The following is an 18,537-nucleotide window of genomic DNA, read 5'->3' as shown; positions in this document are numbered from 1 at the left end:
CGGGAGGAATGTCATGAACAAAACACAAGAGCCGTCGAAAGCGTTGAAAGCGCCACGCCGTGGCGGCGCCCTGATGCTGGCCGGCCTGTTGTTGGCGCTCAGCGTGCCGGCCATCGCGCAGACCGACCAGAGCCTGGAACAGCGGCTGCGCGCGGAACTGCGCAACACCCGCCAGGAGCTGCAGACGCTGCGTTCCAACCAGGCGCGACTTGAGAACCGGGTGAGCCAGGCGGAAGCGGAACGTCAGGCGGCGCTGGATCAAGTGGCGGCCCTGCGCGGGCGCCTCGAGGCCAGCCAGGGCCGGCTGGAGAGCCAGCAACGGGCCAGCCGTGGCCGTCTCGCCGAAAGCCGCCAGCAGAACCAGAAGGTGCGCGCCGCCTACGATGAACTGCTGGAAATGGCCCGCGACAAGGAGGCGCAACGGCGGCAACTGGCCCAACGCGCCCAGGCCCAGGCGGACGCCCTGGAAACCTGCGTGGCGCGCAACGACGCCCTGTTCAAGGCCGGCCGGGAAATCCTGGACGCTTACGAAAGCCTGGGCGCCGGCAGCCTGTTCCGCATGCGCCAGCCGCTGGCGGCGTCGGCGCGGGTGGAGTTCGAAAACCGGGCCCAGGACTTTGGCGACCGCCTCTACAACAACCAGGTAGAGGTGACGGCGCCGGAGGATCAGACGACCCCGACCCAATCCGAGGAGCGAGATTCCAATGAGTGATGCAACCCCGATGATCGACAGCGTGACCCTCGGCGACCTGGCAGAGTTGCTTCAGGAAGCCGGCTACCGCACCAACGAAAGCGAACAGAACGGCCTGCGCCAGCTGCTCAGCGCCAGCCAGGGCGTGGGTTTCGCGGTGCGCCCCGGGAACCCCCATGTGGAGGACGGCGAGCGCCTGCTGGACGTTACCCTCAGCTGCGCGCTGCGCATCGATGGTGTACTCCCGGAGGGCATGGTGGCCACCTGGAACCGCAGCAAACGGTTCGGCCGTCTCAGTCAGCAGGGCGATTTCCTGGTGCTGGAGATGGACGTGCTGGTGGCCGGCGGCGTCAGCCGGGGGCACCTGCGCACCAGCGTGGAGCTGTGGGACCGGTTGATGCGCGAACTGCTGCTGTATCTGCGCAATTACCGGGTCCCGGAACAGGAAGCCGAGGCCGGAGAGCCCGCCGCTAGCTGATGATCAACACGCCGCCGGGCAGGTCGCGCACGGTGGCGCCCCGGACTTCGCGGACCAGCGCCGCGAAGTCCTCCAGCCGGTCCAGGGACAGATAGGCCTGCACCGGAGTGCGGCCCAGGGCCTCGTCCAGCAGCAGGATGCGGCCCGGACGATAGCGATTCACTTCCTCCACCACCGACGCCAGCGGCGTGCCATCGAACACCAGAATGCGCTGGCGCCAGGCGCTCACCCTTTGCGGGTCCACCGCCGTGACCCCGGTCAGACGGGTTTCGTTATAGACCACCTGCTGGGCCGGCCGCAGCCGCGAGCGGTCGCGGCCATGGGCCACGGTGATTTCCCCCATCAGGCAGGTTACCCGCACCCGGTCGTCGGTGTAGCGCACATTGAAGCGCGCGCCGCGGGCTTCAACGTGGCCGTTGCCGGCGCTTACCGTGAAGCGGGCCGGCGTGTACGGCAGCGTGGTCACCTCGGTTTCGCCGCCGCGCAGCACCAGGCCGGTGACGGCGCCGTCCCGGCGCTGCAGATCCACCCGGGTGCGGGTGTTGAGTTGCACGGTGGCGGTGTCCGGCAACACCACCTCGCGTTGCTCGCCGGTGGCGGTCCACAGATCGGCGGTGAGCACCTCGGCGCCGGGCCACAGGTCCAGGGGCGAGCGCATCACTACCCAGCCGGCGCAGGCCGCCGCGGCGCCGCCGAGAAAGGCGCGCCGGCTGAGCCCCGGCCGTTGCCGCTCTTCCAGGCGCGTGACGTTGTCGGGCCGCGATCGCGCCGCCTCGCCCATGCCGCTCCAGACCCGCCGGCAGTGGGAGAAGGCGCGGGCGTGTTCCGCACTGCGCGCGCACCATTCCCGGAAGGCATCGCCGTCGGCGGCGGTGGCGCGACCGGATTCGAGAAGAATCAGCCATTCCCGGGCTTCACGCTGGATCCGGTCGCGGTCCCTGGCGCCGGCGCGGGAGGAATCATGCATGATCACGGGGACTCTTTCCGTTTCGGGCCGAACCGCTGAATGTACTCGCGGTCCAGACGCTGACAACAATACTCCAGGCCGGCGCGCAATTCCTTTTCCACGGTCCGCAGGGACACGCCATGACGCCGGGCGATGTCCGCGTGGGGAGTATCCTCCAGCCGCGCGGCGGTAACGATGGCGCGCCGCCGCCGGGGCAGTTCCGCCAGAGCGCGCCGGAACAGCTCGATCTCCTGTTCGCCAAGGGCTTCCCTGGCCGGATCGGCCATCTCGTCGGCCATGGCGTAGAGATCTTCCACCTCGTCCAGATTCATAACCCGGGCCTGTTTGCGTCGTTGTTCCTCGGCCACGTTCAAGGCGATGCGGAACACATAGGCCGCCGGGTGGCGCACCACGGTGCCGTCGCGCAGGGTCTCGATGCGCAGCCAGGTTTCGTGCAGGGCGTCCTCGGCCAGTTGCGGCGAGCCCAGACGTTGGCGCAGGCGTTGCCGCAGTTCGTCGTAACGCAGCAGGAACAGATCCCGCAGCGGCTGATGCAGGGTATCCGGCACGGTCAGCCCTCCCGCTGGCCGGCGCAGGGCGCGGCCTCGTCGGAGGGCGTGATCAGCACCGTCACCGGGTTGGGCTGGCCGGCGGGCGGCGGCGCCAACTGGCTGCTCAGCAGGCCGTCGCGGATGGTGTCGCCCCAGCGCGGCGCGTCCTCGGAATCGAGCACATGGACTTTTTCCACCCGGCCCCGGGGGGAAATCCACAGCTGCACCGCCACCCGCACGCGGCCAAGCTGGTCGCCGAGCCGGTCGCACAGCCGTTCGCTGAAGTGCCGCCGCAGTGCGGTGGCATAGGCGGGTGCCACTCGCGCCGGGGCAGGGGGGGCGTCGCCGTTCTCGCCGCCGTTGTCCTGGCGCACCAGGGTCAGGGCGGATTCGCCGATGCGCCGGGCCCGCAGACCGGTTCCGGCGAGCAGCCCGCTCAGCGCCGCCATGGCGGTGAAGTGGCCGCGCACGGCGCCGGATTGTTTGTCGCGGGTAAGATCACTGGTTACCAAAATCGACACCCCCGTTTGTTCGCTGAATCGCTCAAGCGCGCGGGACAAGGGCTGCGCCGGCAGGTCGAAGTCTTGCTCGCCGGTGTCGCCGAACGCCGCCATCCCCAAACACAGAAACCCCACCGCCATCAGTCGGCCCACACGGCGGGCTGCAACCCAACAACGTTTATCGGCGGCTCTGGCCACGGCCCAAAAGTCTTTTCATTAATCGGGAAGCACAACTGATATGAATGCGCAATTTCGCATTATGGCCGTCTTTTGTGGCGGAAATATTTCACGGCGAAAGAAAAAGTGCCCGGGCCGGCGGGGTGGCACGGCGCGGCCACGCCGGTTTTATGAATTTTCCATGAAATCGGTTCAATCGGCGGCTTCCCGGAACGTCTATGCCAAGTAACCCGGCGACCATTGAAACAACGCCGGTGCATTTCCCGTCCGCGTTGAGAGAGTCAATCCATGAAGCTGAAGCATGCCGCCCCGTCGACGTCGCCGGCGAACCGTTCCAGCGCCGCCCCCTTCGCCGTTAAACCCCTGGCCCGTGCCGTGGCCGTGGTGCTGGCGATGGGCTCCGTCACCCTGGCGGAAGCCGGCCCGCGGGTGATGGGCTCCGACTGGATGGCCGCCAAGGCGGCGGCGCGAGCCTCGGCGCAGGCCGCCGCCACCGCCGGCGGTCGACACAGCGGCGGGGTGCGGACCCTGGCGGAACAACGCGCGGCGCAGAAGCTCAAGCATTCCCTGGACAACCTGCGGCGCACCGCCAATACCCTGGCCGCGCAACGCGCCGCCCAGGAGGCCGCCCGGGAAGCGGCCCGGCAGGCCGCCTCGGGGATTCCCGATGGCCTTGCCGACGGCGGCCTCAAGGTGGACACCAATCCAGGCACCGCCGGCTGGCACAACGCGGACGCGCCCACCCAGGTGAGCAGCGACGGCCACACCACGGTGACCGTGAAGCAGACCGGCGACAAGGCGATCCTCAACTGGGAGACCTTCAACGTCAGCCGCGACACCACCGTGGACTTCCAGCAGCAGTCCAACTGGGCGGCCTTGAACCGGGTCAATGATCCCCAGGCCCGGCCCAGCCAGATCCAGGGGCGCATTCAGGGCGAAGGCACGGTGATGATCGCCAACCGCAACGGCGTGGTGTTCAGCGGCACCAGCCAGGTCAACGCGCGCAACCTGGTGGCCGCCGCCGCCGACATCAGCGACGAACAATTCCGCGAACGGGGTATCTACTTCGATGAGGAGGGCACCCAGCCGGTGTTCACCGATGCCGCCGGCGACATCGACATCCAGGCGGGCGCGCGCATCACCACGCGGGCGCCGGGCACCAGCACCCAGGGCGGCGGTTACGCCATGTTCCTGGGGCGCAGCGTCAACAACGGCGGTGAGATCGTCACCGACCGGGGCCAGACTACCCTGGCCGCCGGTGACGACTTCTATATCCGCAAGGGGCAGGGCACCGAACAGAACACCGCCTCCACCACCCGGGGCAACGAAGTGGCCACCTCCCTGGATATCGGCAGCGACGCCGGGCAGGTCACCAACGAAGGCCTGATCCTGTCCCCGGAGGGTGACATCACCCTCACCGGTCACGACGTGCGCCAGCAAGGGGTGGCCGTGGCCACCACCAGCGTGGACGCCCGCGGCACGGTGCACCTGCTCAATGCCGCCAGCGACGCCGAAGGCAGCGTCACCCTGGGCGCGGACAGCGTCACAGCCGTGCTCATCGACGAGGACAGCGGCACCGCCACGGACAGCCGCCGCCAGCAGCTTATCGAGGAATCCGCGGACCAGGACCTGCTCCGCGACGAGATGACCGACGGCCATTTCGACAACCTGGCGGATCTGCCGGACCGTCGTGACCAGTCCCGGGTGGAGATCGTCTCCGGCGGCGACGTGATCTTCGAGAAGGACTCCCTCACCCAGGCCACCGGCGGCCAGATCGCCGTGGCCGCCGAGGATCGGGTGCGCCTGGAAACCGGTGCCGAAGTGGATGTCTCTGGTGCCGTGGGCGTACGCGTGGCCATGGAAGCCAACAACGTCCTGGTGAACGTGCAAAGCAACGAACTGCGCGACTCGCCCATCAACCGGGACGACGACGGCCTCAAGAACGAGGACATCTGGATCGACCGCCGCGAACTGATCCTGGTGCCCGCCGGCACCGGTGGCTATGAAGAAGACCGCTGGTACACCGCCGGCGGCCTGCTGGAAGTGAGCGGCTACCTGGACACCCGCGAACACTCCGCCCGGGAATGGGCCGCCGCCGGTGGCACCGTGCGCCTGCACGGCGACGCCGTGATCAGCCAGAGCGGCTCCAGCGTCAACCTGTCCGGCGGCACCCTCAACGTGGCCGGCGGCTATGTGCGCCAGACCTGGCTGATGGGCGCCGACGGTCGCGTCTACAACGCCGCCAACGCCCCCGGTTATATGCGCTACACCGGGGTCTACCGGGGCTACCAGCGCCACAGCGAACGCTGGGGCCAGACCGATGGCTACTACAACCCGGCGGTGGTCCGCGAACAACGGGTGGAAAACGGCTACGTCACCGGCCGCGACGCCGGCCAGCTCATCGTCAGCGCGCCCACCGCCGTTCTTGACGGCGATATCGACGCCAGCGTCTACAACGGCGAACGCCAGGACCGCGCCCGCGACGCCGGCCTGGACGGCTACCAGCAAGCCCAGAATAGCGTCGCCCTCGGCGGCCGCCTGCTGCTCGGCCGCTACGGCGTGCAGGGACTCGCCGGCGGCTTCGAATCCGACGTGCGCATCGGCGACTTCGACGCCATCGCCGACCAGCTCGACCGGGACGCGGAACTCGGCGAGCGCTTGAACACCGTCTGGCTGGATGCCGAACACCTCAACCAGCAGGGTCTGGGCGGCGTGGACCTGGTATCCGCCGGCGCCATCCGCGTGGACAACGACCTGGCCGTCACCCCGGGCGGTTACGTCCGCCTGGCCTCCGGCCAGGTGGACGTGGATGGCACCGTTACCGCGCGTGGCGGTGACATTACGCTGACCAATATTATCGAGGCGTACAACAACACCGGTTCCCTGGTGCGTACCGCCCTGGAAGGCGCGGACGGCGAAACCCGGATGCGCCTGGGCGCTGAAGGCTTCCTGGATGCCCGGGGCCTGTGGAGCAATCAGCGCCGTGAACCATTCCGGGCTTCCCTGGCGCACCGCGATGGCGGTCGCGTCCAGGTCCTGTCCAGCCAGGATGTCACCCTGGAGTTGGGCAGCCGCATCGATGTTTCCTCCGGCGGCGCCGTGGACGCCGACGGCGAACTGATGGGCGGCCGTGGCGGCGACATCACCCTGAGCGCCGCCACCACCGTCAATGAAAACAGCGGCACGCCGCGGAGCGGTGTGCTGACCCTGGATGGAGATCTGCTTGGTTTCGGCGTGGACGGCGGCGGCACGCTCACGCTACGCACCGGGGAAGCGGTGGTGGTGGGCGGCGATGCCTTCGAAACCAGAGGGCTGCTCGCCGCCGGTGAAAAGGCACCGGTGGACCTGACCTTGCTGGAGGAAGTGGTCATCGCCGCCGGCCAGACCCTGCCGTTCGACTATCAGTACGAACGCACCGTCGCCGTGCCCGGCGAGGCGCTCGGTAACAGCGCCATCACCATCAGCCCCACCAATACGCTGACCCTGGCGGCGGACTGGACCATACCCGAGTCAGCCACCGGCACCTTCCGGGTGCTGGTCGGCGGGACGGTCTATGGTTCCAATCAGACGGTGCCGGCCGGATCGGTAATCACCAATGTAGTGGGCGCCTCCATCGGCACTTTGCCTTCGGACTACATCGTGCCCGCCGATGCCTTCCCCAACGGCATCCCGGTGCAGCCCAGCCAGCAAACGCTGCCGGCGGGCACGCCGTTGCCCAACGACGTGGTGTTCGCCGCCGGTGAAACCCTGGCCGCGGGCAGCGTGCTGAGTCGCGATGTGCGGGTGAAGCCGGTGCTGCAACTGGCCGCCGAGGATTTTCAGCGCGGCTTCTCTCGTTATGACGTCAACGGCCATAAAGGGGTGGCCGTTTCCGAAGGGGCGAGCATCGACGTGACCATGCCGGTATACCGTTTCCGGATGGGAGCCAGCGGTGCGGCGACGCGCGAGGGGGCTCTGGAGAAATGGACGCCGCCTCTTTATCAGGTCCTTCCGGAGCGGGATGGACGCGTGGTCCGCCGGGGCGGGGCCAGCCTCACCCTGCGTTCCGAGAGCCAGGGCCGGCCCGGCGCGATTACCGTGGGCGAAGGCGCCACCGTCCAGGTCGACCCGGAACAATCCATTGTGCTTCGCGGTGGCCAGACCACCGTGGACGGTACCCTGAGGGCCCGGGCCGGGCGTATCGATATTCTCAACCCGTCCAGCGATGCTCAACTGCAGGCGGCGACACCGGCTCGTTCCATCTGGATCGGCGAGAACGCGCTGCTCGACGTTTCCGGGGTTGCTCACACCGGCACCGACCTGAGAGGCCGGCGCTATGGAGAGGTACTGAATGGCGGGCAGGTGACCCTGGGCAGCAACCTGCCTGAGGAAAAGGTGGATGGCCTTTATCCGGTCAACAATCAGTTCATCATTGTCCGGGATGGCGCGGTCATCGACGTGTCCGGCGCGCAGGCGGACCTGGACCTGGGGCTCGAAGGGCTGACCACGGTATCCGGCGACGCCGGCGGCCTGGCGATGCGCTCCAATGCCGGCATCTATTTCGATGGTGAGCTGCGGGCCGAAAGCGGCGGTGATGGCGCCGCCGGTGGCCGCCTGGATGTGATGCTGGAAACCATCGCGTTGCCGGTGAACATCGGTGACGAACGCCAAACCGAGTTGCGTACCATCGTGGTTGGCGAGGGCATTGAGTCCGGTCTGCCCTCGGACCTGACCGCCGGCAAGGACGATTCCGCCCTGCGTTTCGGCCAGGCCCGGTTCGACAGCGAGGACATCGAGGCCTGGGGGATTGATAGTCTGTCGCTGTGGGCCCAAGACGCGATCCTGTTCGAGGGCGACACCGGCCTCGACCTGGGGGGCAAGATTGAATTGTCCGCCGCCGTGATCGGCGCCGCCCCGGAAACCCGGGATATCCAGGTGGCGCTGGCCGCGCCCTACGTCAGGCTGGCCGGTCGTACCGAGCTGCCGACGGTCCCCGGCAGCAGCAACCAGCAAGGCACCGGTCCGTTCTTCGAGTTCGAGAATGGCCATATCTCACCGAATTCCACCCATGAGAGCAGCCGCTTTTCGGTGAGCGCGGACCTGATCGATCTGGGCCAGGGGGCGGTGGCTTTCGGCGGGCATGGTACCCGGGGGCTGCTCGGCGGCGGTGAGGCGGAGGTGGATTTGCCGGGCTTCGCGCGGGTGACCCTGGACAGCCGGGGCGATATCCGGATGGACAACGCCGTGCTGACCGCGCAGCACGAGCTGGAGGTGATCGCCGAGCGCCTCTATCCGGTTACCCACAGCACCAATAATGCCCTGCGAGTCGGTGATATCAATCCGGACATCGAAAACGCCGGCGACGCCGTGCTCAGTATCCGGCGGCGAGGGGAGGGGACCCCGGATCTGCCACCTTCGGTATTCGGTGCGCTGTATTTACTGGCACCGAACATCGAACAGAACGGCGCGGTGATGGCGCCGTTGGGGTTGATCTCGGTGGGGAAGGACGTCGAGAACACCGGCGGGGTCAACCCGCCCTATGACGTCCGTAATGTGCACGTGGATGTGGCGCTAGGGGCAAACAGCATCACCTCGATCAGTGCCGATGGTCTGATCCTGCCCTACGGGTACACCACCGACGGCATCAACTACTACTACGATGGCGAAAAGGTTGAGTTTGACGACACGAATTCCGACGCCGCCCAGAGGCAGCGTACCGGCGGTGGCATCGTCTTCGATGTCGCCACTTTCCTCGCCCGGGAAGGCGCGGTGGTGGACACCTCCGCCGGCGGCGTGCTCCAGGGCGTCGGGTTCCGGTCCGGCCAGCGGGGTTCGGTGAATATTCTTGATACCGCCCTGGCCAATGCGGCGCCCTGGCACGCTGGCGACGGTGATGCCGAAGTGTATGCCATCGTCCCGGGCCACTACGGCGATGTGGCGCCGATCGACCCGGCCCTGGCCGGGCCCGCCCGGGTGGGTGAGCGGATAACCATTGGCGCCGGCGTGCCTGGCCTGCCAGCGGGCACCTATACCCTGTTGCCCGCCGAATACGCCCTGATGCCCGGTGGGTACCGGGTGGAACTCGGCGCTTCCGAGCGTTTCGACCGGGGTGTTCGAAGCAGCGCGCCCGGGCTGTACGATGCCAGCGTTTATCTGGGGGTGGCGCATACCGGGCTGCTGGCCCGGCAGCCGCGCCGGGCCTCGATCATGTCCGGCGCCCAGGTACGCCGCTACGGCGACTTTGATGAGACCACGCTGACGCAATGGGTGCTGAACCGTCAGGCGGAGTTCGGTGCCGCGCGGGCGCCGTATCTGATTCCCGAGGACATGCGCAGCCTGACCTTCGATTTCGGTGGCGCGCGGGACGATGGGGAACAGGTCTTTCGTTTCGACGGGGAGCTGCGCAACCGGCAGGTCGAGGGCGGCGCCGGCGGCATGGTGGCGTTTACCGGCAAACCGCTGGAGGTGGTGGCCGAGAAAGGGCAGGGCGCGGGGGACCGCATCACCCTGGTGGACGACGACATCAACGCCCTGGGCGCCACTATTCTCGGTCTGGGGGTGAGCGCGCCGTCATTCGACGGCAGACTGGATTCCTACCGGGTGTCCACGGTGGTGCGTTCCGGCGCCACCCTGCGCGCGGGGACCGTGGTGCTGGGTGGGCAGGTCAACGGCGCCGATGACGTGGTGGTGGAATCCGGCGCCACCATCGACACCCGGGGCTTCGAGGCGGCGGGCTGGACCGCGGCCAACGGTATTGTTCTGGCTCCGGCCGAGGATCAGGCCCTGCTGGTGGTCGGCAATGATCTGATGACCTTCGGCGGCGCCAGCGGCGACGGCCGCCTGCGGGTCGAGGACGGCGCGGCGCTGTTCGGGGAAGGCTCGGTGGCGCTGCTGGCATCCGGCGGCGCGGAAATCGGTGATATTTCCCTGGGCGCCCGGGACCTGTTGCTGGGTGTGGAAGACATCAACGTGGGCACCGACGCGGCGCTCGCGCAGGCTGCTTCCGACGGTGTGCTGTCCTCCGGCTGGCGGCTGACTCAAAGTGTGCTCGACGGTCTGCTGCGCCCGGCCGACGGGCCCGGTATCGAAAGCCTGAGCTTCCAGGCCTCCAATTCCATTAACTTCATCGGGCCGGTCAGTCTGGATACCTTCGACCCGGGCACCGGCGAATCCAGCGCGGATCTGCGCTTTATCACACCGGCCATCTACGGCCTGGGTGGAGACGGGGACACCGCCACCATTCGCACCGAACGGTTCACCTGGAGCGGGCTGGGTTATATGGAAGGCGCCGATCCGGTGGCGGCGCAGCCGGGCCCGGTAATCGACGGCGGTGCCGGTACCGGCACGGGGGCCTTCCAGGTGGACGCCGATGAAGTGCTGTTCGGATTCAACGGGCCTCTCACCGATGAATCGACCAACCTGACCCTTGAGCGATGGATGCTGGGCTTCGCGGACGTGACCTTCAATGCCTCGGATCGCATCAGCAGTGAACGGGCCAGCCAGCTCTCGGTATACCAGCGGGCGATCGGCGACGGTGACTATCAGGGCGGTAACCTGACGCTGAACGCGCCGGTGCTCACCGGCCAGGCACGCTCGGACATGACCTTCCGCGCTGGCGGTGATTTGACGGTGGCCAGACCGGAGGGCGCCGAACCGGTGGACCGGAGCGGCCTGGACCTGGGCGGGCGGCTCACCCTGGACGGCAACCGGGTGCGCATCGACGGCACCGTGGCGGCGCCCAGCGGGCATATTGAAATCCGCGCCGAGGAAGATGTGGAACTGGCGGCGGGCAGCGTCCTGGACGTGGCCGGCCGGGAAGTGACCTTCTTCGATGTGACCCGCCACAGCTTCGGCGGTGATGTGGTGCTGGAAAGTCGCCAGGGCGATGTGCGCCAGGCCGCCGGCGCGACCCTGGACGTGTCCGCCCGGGGCAGCGACGCCGGCACCGTCAAGGCCACCGCCGCCAACGGGCAGGTGGCTCTGGAAGGTGACCTGATCGCCCGCGCCGGGGATCAGCCGGACAACGGCTTCGAGGGCGGCTCGATTCAGGTGGAGGGCCTGACCATCCTCGATTTCGTCGGCCTTAACCTGCGGCTCGGCGGCGGCGGCTTCGATTACCGCCGGGACTTTACCCTGGGTAGCGGTGACCTGGTCATCGGCGATGAACTGCGGGCGCGTCATCTGTCCGTGACCGCCGATGGCGGCAGCCTCACCGTGGCCGGCACGGTTCGCGCCGGCGGCGACCACGTCGGCAGCCTGCGGCTGGCCGCCCGCGACGATCTGACCATCGAGAGCGGCGCGGTGCTCGACGCCAGCGGCGACACGCTCAAGCGCGACAGCCACGGCGGCGCCATCGAGGGCAGCAACCGGGCCACCCTGGACCTTACCACCCGGGATGGCCGCCTGGTGCTGGCGGACGGCGCCACCCTGGACGTGAGCGCCGGCGGCGAGGCCCGTGGCGTGATCAACCTGAATGCCCCCCGTCTGGGCGGCAGCCAGGGCGACGACGTGGCGGTGGACGCCGGTGGCCCGCTCACCGTGCGCGGTGCCAAGCGACTGGCGGTCAACGGCTTCTGGACCTACGACGATGCCCCGGTGGACGCCGAGGACGGCACCACTCAGGTGGTCGACGAAGCCTATATGGACGGCATTCACCAGGACAGCCAGGTCTTCGTCAACGGCGCGCTGGCCAATGCCGACCTGATGGCACGGTTGGCCGGCCTGCGCGACGCCACCGATACCTTCCAGTTGCGCCCCGGCGTGGAGATCGTCTCCGCCACCGAGGACGGTAACCTGCGCGTGGAAGGGGATCTGGACCTGGCGAACTACCGCTACGGTCCGGATGTGGACCCGGCGGTAAGAGGTTCCGGCACCGCCGGCGTGTTCAACCTGCGGGCCGGCGGCGATCTCACCGTGAACGGCAATATCAGCGACGGCTTCGGCGTGCCGCTGACCAGCCCGGACAGTGAAATTTCCGTGGACTTCGAGTTGGAGCCGGGTCTGTTGGATACCGCTAATCGTTTCCAGTCGGACTACACTTTGCCGCAGGATTTGATCCTGGCCGGCGGATGGGACATCTCTCAAGTGGACGGGAGCCTTCCCTTCGCGATCAATCCCACAAGGGCGACCCTCCCCGCCGGGGTTCCAATCGAGGAAAGCGTGGTCATTGCCGTACAAAGCCTGGTTAACGGCGTCCTGGCGGCGGATATTGTCTTGCCCGCAGCGGTCAGGGATCTTCGTACGGGAGTAACTTATGGTCCGGGGGTTGTTCCCGCGGGCACCTCGGGGGTGTTCTTCGCGCCACCCGGGACGGAATTCGCCGCCGGCTATGTGTTCTTCCAACCGCCCCAGATTCAGGTGGATACCATCCCCGCCGGAACCGATCTTTCCAGGTATCAAAGTATTAGCTTGCCTCTCACGGAGACGAACAGAGAGATCCAGCTGACAGCCGGCATGGTTCTTCCCGAGGGGTTCAGAATTGCCAGTCTCAACGGATCGGAAACGATCAATGTGCCGCTGCAACCGCTGGCACCGGTGCTTGACCAGGGCCAGGAGTCCTGGGATATCAGGATGGTGGCCGGGGCGGATCTGGCCTCCGCCAGCCGGCGCGCGGTGCGTGCCGGCGCCCTGGCCGGAGATCTGGTATTGGATAATCCCGACGCACCTCTGGTACTCCGGGGCATCACCAACGATGAGCGGCCAGTCACCAGTGTGATCCGCACCGGCCAGGGGGACCTGGAACTGCTTGCCGCCCGGGATTACCGGCATGACTCTGCCTATGGTGTCTACACCGTCGGCAATGCGCTGCCGTCCGGGGAGGTGCCCGACGTGGCCCGCCCGGACGGGGGAGAGCTGGGAGCGAGCTATGCCGAATACCAGGATTCCGAGGCGGTTACCGATGTGCAGGCCGGTTTCCTGACCGGTGGTGGCGAGGTGTTGGTACAGGCCGGTCGTAACCTCCATGGCTATACCAGCGGCGATTTGAGTGGCGATCTGCCAGCGTCGGACTGGCTTTGGACTCAGGGCGCCGCCGCCGACGGCGCCTTGGACGCCTGGTGGATTCATCCGGGCACCTATAGCAAAAACAATACATCCAGGCCCAAATTCTCCACGTTCCAGGGCATCGGGGCCTTGGGTGGCGGCAATCTGTCGGTGTCCGCCGGCGAGAAGCTTGGCACCTACGCCTTTATCGGTGCCGACGCCACACCGGTGGGGGCCCTGAACCTGGTGGTGGGCGCCAGCGGTTGGCGTGACGCGGACGGTACCGTCCGGCAAACCGGGGGTGGCGAGCTTCGCGTCAGCGCCGGGGCGATTAATCCTCTGCGGGACCGTACGAGAAGTAACATGGCCAATCTGCGTGGTGATATCCGGGTGCGGGCCGGCGCCATCGGGCAGACCTGGCAAACGTTTCAGGTGCCAGGCAGCAACTCCGATCCTCGACCGGACGATCTGATCACCAGGGCCCGTGTTAACGACTACGGCCTTCTTTCAGTGACACAGGGTGATGGCACGGCTCGTCTGTTGAGCGTGGGGGACGCGGTATTCCGGACCCTGAACCCGACCGCCGGTCTGCCGGGCGCCGGGCTATGGACCGACCGGACAAAAACCTCTGTTTTCGCGGCGGGTGGGGACATAACGATGAGCAGCCTATCAACGGGTATCGAGGCCCCCTCCACTCTCAGTCTGGTGGCGTCCGAAGGCTCTATTTACGGGACGAGTAACTCGGGGGATAGCATTCAAGTGCGTCCTTCATTGGATGGGGGGGTGGAGGTGCTCGCCGCGGATTCCATTTACCGCTTAGGTTTGGGGGTCGAGGCGCATGAAGATGCCGACGGTGTTTCTGGTTTGGCGCCGACCCGCTTCTACGCGGTGGACGGCGATATCTACAACCTGGGCTATGGAGCCTTGCCATCCTCAAGCCGAGTGGATGGCCTTCTGGGTCGGCCGGCTTGGATTCGTGCCGGCCGCGATATCGTGGGTTTGGGCCAGACCATTGATTCTGCTTTCAACGGGCAACACAGTCGCGCCGTGGCTTTCGGGCACAACGCCGATACGGATGTCTCCTTGATCGAGGCCGGTCGGGATTTGATTTACGTTGATGCCGCTGCCGTGGGCCCCGGCACCCTGGAAGTGACCGCCGGCCGTAACTTCTACCAGGCGGATCGGGGCTGGGTGCGCAGCATGGCGGGCCTTTCCGGCGATATCGGCAGCGGCGCGGACATTGCCATCAACGTGGGCATGGGCGCGGACGGCCCGGATTATCAGGCGCTGATCGACGCCTACCTGAACCCGGCCAACCTGGCCGATCCGGGCCGGCCCCTGGCGGACCAGCCGGACAAGGTGGTCAAGGTTTACGATCAGGAGCTGAGCTCCTGGCTGGAAGACCGCTACGGCGATGCCGCCCTGGACGGCACCACCGCGCTGGCGTATTTCGAGGGGCTGTCGCCGGAACAGCAACGCATCTTCCTGCGCGAGCTCTACTATGCAGAACTGCGCGCCGGCGGTCGGGAATACAACGATGCTGATGGTGACCGCACTGGCAGCTACCTGCGCGGTCGTCGTGTTATCTCTACCTTCCTGCCCAAGGTGGACAGCGAGGCGGGCACCTCCGACTACCAAGGTGATTACACCATGTTCTCCACCGGTGAATATTCCGGCCTGGTGCGCACCGAGGGTGGCGGCGATATCCAAATGCTGGTGCCCGGCGGCGATCTGATCGTGGGCGTGGACGGCGTGCGCCCGGAGGGCGGCGACAACGGCATCCTTACCCAGGGCCGGGGCGATATCCAGCTATATAGCCAGGGCGATATCGCCCTGGGGCTGTCGCGCATTTTCACCACCTACGGCGGCGACATCTTCGCCTGGTCCGCCGCCGGCGACATCAACGCCGGCCGTGGCGCCAAAACCACCCTGGTGTACACGCCGCCGCGCCGGGTCTATGACGGCCTGGGCAATGTGAGCCTGTCGCCGGTGGCGCCGACCACCGGGGCCGGTATCGCCACCCTGGCCCCCATCCCGGAAGTGCCGCCCGGCGATATCGACCTGATCGCGCCGCTGGGGGTGATCGACGCCGGCGAGGCGGGTATTCGGGTATCCGGCAACGTGAACATCGCCGCCCTGCAAGTGGTCAATGCGGAAAACATCCAGGTGCAAGGCGAGTCCAGTGGCCTGCCGGCGGTGGCGCGGGTCAATGTGGGGGCTCTCACCAACGCCACCAACGCCGCCAACAGCGCGGTGCAGGCGGCGGAGCAGGTGAGCCGTGGCAACCGCGGCGACCGGCCCTCGGTGATCACCGTGGAGATCCTTGGCTACGGCGAGGAGCGGCTGGTGCCTGAACAGGATCGCAGCGCCGGTGCCACGGACTACCGGCCCGATGGCGCGGTGCGGGTGCTGGGCGCCGGCGCCCTGGACGAACGGCAAAGCGCCGAACTCACCGAGGCGGAGCGCCGCAGCATGTTGTAACCGCGAATACGCCGTCCCGCGCGGGGGGCGTTTTATTAACGATAAGAAAGGTAGGGGGAACACGGATGTTCTACGAACAGGATACCGCCGGCCAGATACTGTCCCTGGCCCGGATCACCACCCCGGGCCGGTTGCGGGCCGGTTTAAGCTATCTGATGGAAGCCCACGGCTTCCGGTATTACGTGTTCACTTGGCGGGGGCAGTCGTTGGGGGGCGCGGGTCTGTTCACGCTGCATAACCTCTCTCTGAACCCGATCTCACCGGACTGGCCGGTGGACGCCGACCCGCTGGCCCGGTACGCCACCCAAGGGGCGCTGCCGATCGATTGGCGGGCGTTGATGATGCGCGCGGATTTCCAGGAACGGGCCTATCGGGTCACCATGCGTCGCCGTGCCGCCCTTGGGCTACGGGCGGGCTGCACGGTGCCGCTTTTGAATGGTCCCGGTGAACTGGCCTGGCTGGATCTGGCGATGGACCGTGATGACGACCAGGCCTGGCTGCATATCCGGACTTACCTGCCCTGCGCCACCTTGCTCGGCCGGGTGTTGCTGGAGCGGGTCGGGCGTTTTCTTGCCGATGCCGCCGAGCCCGACGAGCGCCCCGAGGAACCGCTCAGTGATCGTGAACGGGCCTGTTTGCGCGGTGCCAGTGAGGGGCTTTGCAACGCCGAGATCGGCGCGGCGCTTGGTATCAGTGAACGCACCGTGTCCAGCCATATCCAGCGGGCCTGCCACAAGCTGCGTGCCCGTAATCGCCAGCATGCCATCACCAAGGCCCTGCTTTCTTATCAGCTGTACGACCGCTTCTTCCTGCCGACGCCGACGACCGTCCCCGAACAAACCGCATAAAAAAAGGGCGCCGGGTGGGCGCCCTCCGCACTGGCGTGCGTTTGATGGGTCGATCAGTTGATGCAGGTGCCGGCCAGTTGATCCATGGCGTTGGCGGTGCCCAGGCGGACATAGCCGGTGGGCAGGGAGCCCGAGCCATTTACCACTTCACGGGCCAGGGCACGCAGGGCCTGCGGATCGGCGTTGTTCGCGGTGTAGCCGAGCAGGTTGGTGACCGCGGCGATCGGGTAGCCCTGGTTGAGCTGGGCGGCCGGGTCGATGACGTTGACGCAGCCGTCAGGAGTGTTGGGGTTGCTGACCGGGATGTCGGAGACGGGTTGGGTTTGCGGAAGACCGGTGTTCGGGTCCACATCGCCCAGAACGGTGTCGGCCAGCAGGTCGCCGGTGCCGTAGTTCACGGACGTGACGGTGGCCGGGTCGGTGCTGTTCACGTCGGCGTAGTCCTGGCTGGCGTCCAGTACGTTGGCCAGGTTGGCAAAGCCGATGGACCAGGAATTGGCGCCGACGCCGGAAACCACACCGGCGTTGCCGGACTCTTCGCTGTAGTTGGCGTACAGGCTGGCGGGATTGGCCGGGGAAATGGCGGCGGTGAAGCTCTCGGAGGTTTTGAAGAAGTTGGATGCCAGGCCGAAGTTGCCGTTACAGGTGGCCGCCAGGTACTGAGTGAAGGCGAACACCGTGCCGCTGGTGTCCTGACGCACGATCACGTGGATGGGCTGGGTCGGCAGGCTGCTGTCCACGTCGTTCCAGGTCTGGGAAATGCCGGAGAAGATCTCGCACACCTGCTGGTTGGACAGATCCGGGCGGGAGCTGCCGATCAGGTTCACGGGCAGCGCGATCAGAGCACCCAGGGCCGGCATCTGGAAGATGCCGTCGCCGGCGGTGTTGGGGCCGTTGACGAAGTCATCCACGTTGTCGGCGGTCAGCGGAGCGTCGGAGCCGATAAAGTCCGGGCGGCTCTGGCCGGCGGGAGCGCTGAAGCCCACCGGGCTGGCGCTGTAGTCACGGCAGTCGCCGTCGGCGCTGAAGCCGCTGACACCCACCAGAACCCGTTTGCCGGTGCCGCTGCCGGTCTGGCAGTAGCTGGCGGTGTGGGACGGGTTGGCGCCCTGGAAAACGGCGAAGATGGAGCCGGAAGTCACGCCGACTTGCTGGTACGGAGTGAACGTCGGATCGAAGCCTGCGAACAGACCCGCGTCGGTGGACAGACGCGATTCCGGGTTGGTGGTGGTGAAGCCGTCGCCGATGTAGGCGAGTGCCGGCAGAGAAGCGCCGCCGCCGACCAGATCGGTGGCGGAAGCGGCCAGCGGTGCGCTGATGATGGCGGCGGCCAGGGCCGCCTTCTTGATGATGGTCTTCATGAGTCATTCCCTCGATATTGGGTGCGATTTATGAGTAATCCCCGCGGCGGGTGCCGCATGAATCACGCTATCGAGAGCGAATGTCGCTTTGGTTCCATTACGAATAATTTTGCGCTTCCGGAAAACGACAGATCGTTGTCAGGGGGTGCGGGGAAGGGCAGCGGGAATCCGATCGGGCCAGGGGGGCCGCTAAGTGGTTGTTGTTGAGTGGGTGGGACTACGGGGAGGGTATTGGGGAATGACGGTTTGGTGGCCGGATGGTGAGGGAGGCCGCAGGGGGCCTGGTGTAAAAAGGCGCCGCTCTGGCGAGCGGGCTTTTTATTCCGGAGGCGGATTGATCGGAACAGCCTTTGGGCTGTTCCGACCCTTCGGGCTTCGCGCTGCGCGCTCGTCGCCAAATGCGGTGCATTTGGTCGAACCAGGCGGTGGTTCCTCATCCGGCCTCCGGGTGCCGGGTACAAAAAGGCACCGCTCTGCGAGCGGGCTTTCCATTCCGGAGGCGGATTGATCGGAACAGCCTTTGGGCTGTTCCGACCCTTCGGGC

Annotated in this window: 8 protein-coding genes; 4 read left to right on the top strand and 4 right to left on the bottom strand. The window is 66.9% G+C overall.

Going from position 1 to position 18,537, the window contains the following annotated elements; translation table 11 throughout:
* Positions 1 to 13 precede the first annotated feature (13 nt).
* Together JF515_RS18565 and JF515_RS18560 are read left to right on the top strand one after the other, a co-directional pair.
* Positions 14 to 712, top strand: a complete 699-nt coding sequence (locus JF515_RS18565) for a DNA repair protein (RefSeq protein ID WP_203105935.1) — start codon at positions 14 to 16, stop codon at positions 710 to 712.
* Positions 705 to 1,169 (top strand): YbjN domain-containing protein, encoded by a 465-nt coding sequence (locus JF515_RS18560; RefSeq protein ID WP_203105934.1) that lies wholly within the window; start codon positions 705 to 707, stop codon positions 1,167 to 1,169. The genes JF515_RS18565 and JF515_RS18560 overlap by 8 nt, the downstream gene beginning before the upstream one ends.
* Here the strand turns inward: JF515_RS18560 and JF515_RS18555 are convergent.
* Genes JF515_RS18555 through JF515_RS18545 form a run of 3 tightly spaced genes read right to left on the bottom strand, consistent with a single transcriptional unit; the run spans position 1,162 to position 3,307 of the window.
* Positions 1,162 to 2,136 carry a FecR family protein gene (locus JF515_RS18555; protein ID WP_203105933.1) on the bottom strand — a complete coding sequence of 325 codons (975 nt, stop codon included), beginning with the start codon at positions 2,134 to 2,136 and terminating at the stop codon, positions 1,162 to 1,164. The two genes, JF515_RS18560 and JF515_RS18555, sit on opposite strands and share 8 nt — an antisense overlap.
* Positions 2,137 to 2,138: 2 nt before the next feature.
* Positions 2,139 to 2,684, bottom strand: coding sequence for an RNA polymerase sigma factor (locus JF515_RS18550; protein ID WP_256245747.1), 546 nt, complete (start codon positions 2,682 to 2,684; stop codon positions 2,139 to 2,141).
* Between the two features lie 2 nt (positions 2,685 to 2,686).
* Positions 2,687 to 3,307, bottom strand: coding sequence for an STN domain-containing protein (locus tag JF515_RS18545; RefSeq protein ID WP_203105932.1), 621 nt, complete (start codon positions 3,305 to 3,307; stop codon positions 2,687 to 2,689).
* A 324-nt stretch (positions 3,308 to 3,631) separates the two neighbouring features.
* Between JF515_RS18545 and JF515_RS18540 the strand changes: the two genes are divergently transcribed.
* Together JF515_RS18540 and JF515_RS18535 are read left to right on the top strand one after the other, a co-directional pair.
* A complete protein-coding gene (locus JF515_RS18540) occupies positions 3,632 to 15,784 on the top strand; it encodes a filamentous haemagglutinin family protein (RefSeq protein ID WP_203105931.1) in 12,153 nt (4,050 codons plus the stop codon).
* 65 nt (positions 15,785 to 15,849) lie between these two features.
* Positions 15,850 to 16,632 (top strand): helix-turn-helix transcriptional regulator, encoded by a 783-nt coding sequence (locus JF515_RS18535; RefSeq protein ID WP_203105930.1) that lies wholly within the window; start codon positions 15,850 to 15,852, stop codon positions 16,630 to 16,632.
* Positions 16,633 to 16,685: 53 nt separating this feature from the next.
* Here the strand turns inward: JF515_RS18535 and JF515_RS18530 are convergent, their stop codons facing one another.
* Positions 16,686 to 17,993 (bottom strand): PstS family phosphate ABC transporter substrate-binding protein, encoded by a 1,308-nt coding sequence (locus JF515_RS18530; protein WP_203105929.1) that lies wholly within the window; start codon positions 17,991 to 17,993, stop codon positions 16,686 to 16,688.
* Between the last annotated feature and the right edge of the window lie 544 nt (positions 17,994 to 18,537).

The organism is Alloalcanivorax marinus, from assembly GCF_016785095.1.
In the GTDB taxonomy this organism is placed as follows: domain Bacteria; phylum Pseudomonadota; class Gammaproteobacteria; order Pseudomonadales; family Alcanivoracaceae; genus Alloalcanivorax; species Alloalcanivorax marinus_A.
The sequence above is the reverse complement of the archived record's forward strand: the minus strand, read 5'-3'. Positions and strand labels throughout refer to the sequence as shown.

What these genes read in the sequence shown, in the direction of transcription:
- JF515_RS18530 (WP_203105929.1), bottom strand. Translation starts at nt 17,993, where the DNA reads ATGAAGACCATCATCAAGAAGGCGGCCCTGGCCGCCGCCATCATCAGC.
- JF515_RS18565 (WP_203105935.1), top strand. Translation starts at nt 14, where the DNA reads ATGAACAAAACACAAGAGCCGTCGAAAGCGTTGAAAGCGCCACGCCGT.
- JF515_RS18540 (WP_203105931.1), top strand. Translation starts at nt 3,632, where the DNA reads ATGAAGCTGAAGCATGCCGCCCCGTCGACGTCGCCGGCGAACCGTTCC.
- JF515_RS18535 (WP_203105930.1), top strand. Translation starts at nt 15,850, where the DNA reads ATGTTCTACGAACAGGATACCGCCGGCCAGATACTGTCCCTGGCCCGG.
- JF515_RS18560 (WP_203105934.1), top strand. Translation starts at nt 705, where the DNA reads ATGAGTGATGCAACCCCGATGATCGACAGCGTGACCCTCGGCGACCTG.
- JF515_RS18555 (WP_203105933.1), bottom strand. Translation starts at nt 2,136, where the DNA reads ATGCATGATTCCTCCCGCGCCGGCGCCAGGGACCGCGACCGGATCCAG.
- JF515_RS18545 (WP_203105932.1), bottom strand. Translation starts at nt 3,307, where the DNA reads ATGGCGGTGGGGTTTCTGTGTTTGGGGATGGCGGCGTTCGGCGACACC.